We start from the raw sequence: 3,707 nt of genomic DNA on the forward strand, positions 1-3,707 counted from the left end.
AAAAAAATCCTTGGATCGTAAAAAATTATAAAGTAAAATTATTTAGTAAATAAAAGTAAATATAATTTATTATTATATTACTAAATTATTTTAAAAATTTTAATGGAATTTCTTGATTTTTAATTTTTAATGTACTAAAATCTTTCATTGTTAGCAGACTAAAAGTCAGAGTGCTGATTTTTAAATGTCAATTTGTGTAAAAACATAAATATTTACCATTTAAAGGAGGTATTAGTAATGAGTTACAGACCATTAGGTGACAGATTGCTTATCAAGCCAAAGGCAAGTGAAGAAAAAACTGCAAGCGGAATTGTTCTTCCGGATACAGCCAAAGAAAAACCACAAGAGGGAGAAGTTATCTCTGTGGGTCCTGGCGCAAAAGATGAATCAGGAAACAGAATAGCCATGGATGTAAAAAAAGGCGACAAAGTTCTGTATTCAAAATATTCGGGAACAGAAGTTAAAATCAATGGTGAAGAACACTTGATAATAAGGGAAAGCGACGTTCTGGCGGTAATAGAGTAAAAATCTGTCAGGTACCGGCCGGACAAAAATCAGTTTTTTAAAAACATGAATTTTTAAAGGTTTTAATGATCTAAGGAGGAATATAATATGGCAAAGGATTTAAAATACGATGAGTCAGCGAGAAGGTCTCTTGAAAGAGGCGTTAATATCATCGCTGATGCAGTAAAAATCACACTTGGCCCCAGGGGGAGAAATGTGGTTCTTGAAAAGAAATACGGGGCTCCCACAATCACAAATGACGGCGTTACAATCGCCAGGGAAATTGAAGTAGAAGATGTGTTTGAAAATACAGGAGTTCAGCTTCTAAAAGAAGTTGCAACAAAAACAAATGATGTGGCAGGCGACGGAACAACAACAGCTACGCTTCTTGCACAGGCTATGGTTAAAGAAGGTTTAAGAAACGTTGCTGCAGGCGCTAATCCGCTTCAGCTTAAAAAAGGTATAGAGTTTGCCGTTGATGCAGTTGTAAAAGAAATCGGAAAAGCATCCAAAGATGTTTCAACAGACAAAAAGAAAATCGCTGAAGTTGCAGCCATATCAGCTGCTGATACGGTAATCGGTCAGACTATAGCGGACGCTATGGAAAAAGTTGGAAAAGACGGAGTTATAACTGTTGAAGAATCAAACAAATTCGGAATTGAAATTGAACTTGTTGAGGGTCTTCAGTTTGACAAAGGCTACCTCTCACCATACATGGTAACTGATCCTGACAGAATGGAAGCAGTTTTAAACGATCCTTATATACTGATTGCAAACCAGAAAATATCTGCCGTAAGCGATTTGGTACCTGTTCTTGAAAAAGTTATGCAGAGCGGAAAACCTTTACTGATTATTGCTGAAGATGTTGAAGGCGAAGCACTTGCAACAATCGTTGTAAACAAACTAAGAGGAACCATAATGTGCGTTGCGGTAAAGGCTCCGGGTTTCGGCGACAGAAGAAAAGCTATGCTTGAAGATATCGCAATTGTTACAGGCGGTAAGGTTATAAGTGAAGAATTAGGCATGAAGCTTGAAAACGTTGCTCTTGATATGCTTGGTTCAGCAAGACAGGTTAAGGTTGACAAAGAAAATACCACAGTTGTTGAAGGCAAAGGCACCGTAGATGCAATAAAAGGAAGAATCAAACAGATTAAAACTGAAATCGAGCAGAGTGATTCAGACTTTGACAAAGAAAAACTGCAGGAAAGACTTGCAAAACTATCAGGCGGAGTTGCAGTTATAAAAGTAGGAGCAGCAACTGAAGTTGAGCTTAAAGAAAAGAAACACAGAATTGAAGATGCTCTTTCAGCCACAAAAGCAGCTGTTGAGGAAGGCATAGTTCCTGGTGGCGGAGTTGTACTGGTAGATGTTGTAAAGAAAATCGAACTGAAATCACTTTCAGACGATGTTCTGACAGGAGCAATGATAGTTATCAAATCTCTTGAAGAACCTATAAGGCAGATTGCTAACAATGCAGGACTTGAAGGTTCGGTAATAGTTGAAAAGGTTAAATCACTTTCTGATGGCGAAGGCCTTGATGCGGCAACAGGCAAATATGTAAACATGATTGAAGCAGGCATTATTGACCCTGCCAAAGTTACAAGAAGCGCTCTTCAGAATGCAGCTTCCATTGCAGCTCTTCTTCTCACAACAGAAGTTATTGTTGCTGAAAAACCTGAAAAGGATAAAATGCCTCCAATGCCTCAGGGCGGCGGCTATCCCGGCGGTATGGGCGGAATGGGTATGTAATTTAACCCAAAAGCTCCGATTGTCGACAGACTGCCTTGCGCAGGTTGACATATATAAAAGAGACCGGCTTAATGAGTCGGTCTCTTTCTTTTAGGGAAGGAGAGGATGTATAATTTGGGACTATATCTAGTTTTTTTCAGGTGTATGAGAACTTTTCTGTAACTTAGTCTCCTATGGTAAACCAAATTGATTACTGGGAAGAAAGGCCGTCAAAATCAAGACTTTCCTTAGCCGTTATTGTGTAAAATGTGATAAAAGAGATGTCAAAGAGTCTCTCAACAGAGAGTTCCTTGAGCTATATAGGGAGGGGAATTAGTCCGAGAGCCTCTCTTCGTGCATGACGCAGAGTTTTTCCATAGACTGAACCAATCTCTTGAAGGATTTTACCTGTTGCATTGGAAATGAGGGATCGTTACACCAGAAGCCATAGATTTCTTCAATTTGGTCTTAAATTTGGCGAGTTATAAGACTTCGGGCACATGCTGATAATCTTTTGTCAACCTCTGAGATGTCTTTCTGGTGCTTTTTGGCGACTTTCGGAATAAAGCTACTGTTGCGATCTTGTGAAACTCCAAGCTCAAATTCATTGCAATGACTGCGGACAGTTTTCTTTTTAGTACTGTTATAATAGTTGCCTGTGCCTGCACGCCCGGACTTCTCATAACCGAGACGGTCTGTCTCTCGGCTTCCACCATGCTTTTAATCGTACCACCCAGAAGAATTTTAAGAGTCTCCTGGATATCTTCTGCAGTTTTGATGTTGTATTCTTCAATGAAAGAGTTGATAATGTTTTCTTGTTTTTTGTTCAGTGGTTTTATATGACACGGTTCTTTTTTTGTCATAAAAAATACCTTCTATGGTGCTTTCGATTTACTATAGAAGGCTTAATAGTCTGCCAATATTCAAGAATCTATGTTCTCGAATATTTTAAGCCTTCTATAATTGTTTTTTGCAAAAAAATATACCATCTGCTGGAGTAATTCTTATGTCTTTAAAGATTATCTTATCAAAAGAATTACTAAGCAGAAGTATGCTGAAGTGTGTTGTTTATGGGAAATATGTATAGTGCTTTAACAGGTCTTTTCTCAAAGAGAGCCTAATAATCTGTCTTGTATTAGAAAAATAATGCAAGTATTTATCACTTGCAGGACGATTTTAAAAGATATCCATACCTTTACAATTTTTAAAGAATACACAAAAATACTGACTTTAAGAAAGCCTCTATGGTAAAAATTTTATTCTATAAATGCTCTAAAATCTCTTATAGGTTAATATATGCTTTATTAATAATTTGCCTGCAAGATGAGGCATCAAATGTAGATATTAAAGATTAAAAGGTATAAATAAACAAAAAAATATTCTTTCTAAAAAATATAATTACTAACATAAAATCATTTATATCTTTTATTTTATAAGCAGAAGGTATTATAATAAAAATATATTTTACTAAAATA

Annotated in this window: 2 protein-coding genes and 1 pseudogene; 2 read left to right on the forward strand and 1 reads right to left on the reverse strand. The window is 36.6% G+C overall.

What is annotated here, in order from left to right:
- The first annotated feature begins 237 nt into the window (after positions 1–237).
- Both GXZ93_07435 and groL read left to right on the forward strand, forming a co-directional pair.
- A complete protein-coding gene (locus GXZ93_07435) occupies positions 238–525 on the forward strand; it encodes a co-chaperone GroES (protein HHT79605.1) in 288 nt (95 codons plus the stop codon).
- Positions 526–612: 87 nt separating this feature from the next.
- Positions 613–2,253, forward strand: a complete 1,641-nt coding sequence (gene groL / locus GXZ93_07440; GenBank protein ID HHT79606.1) for a chaperonin GroEL — start codon at positions 613–615, stop codon at positions 2,251–2,253.
- 686 nt (positions 2,254–2,939) lie between these two features.
- Here groL and GXZ93_07445 read toward each other — a convergent pair.
- Positions 2,940–3,095, reverse strand: a pseudogene (locus GXZ93_07445) (IS256 family transposase).
- Between the last annotated feature and the right edge of the window lie 612 nt (positions 3,096–3,707).

The organism is Actinomycetota bacterium (assembly GCA_012837825.1).
Classification (GTDB): Bacteria; Actinomycetota; Humimicrobiia; order Humimicrobiales; family Humimicrobiaceae; genus Humimicrobium.

Excerpts from the sequence above, each read along its gene's own strand:
- GXZ93_07435 (HHT79605.1), top strand. The coding sequence starts at position 238 with ATGAGTTACAGACCATTAGGTGACAGATTGCTTATCAAGCCAAAGGCA.
- groL (HHT79606.1), top strand. The coding sequence starts at position 613 with ATGGCAAAGGATTTAAAATACGATGAGTCAGCGAGAAGGTCTCTTGAA.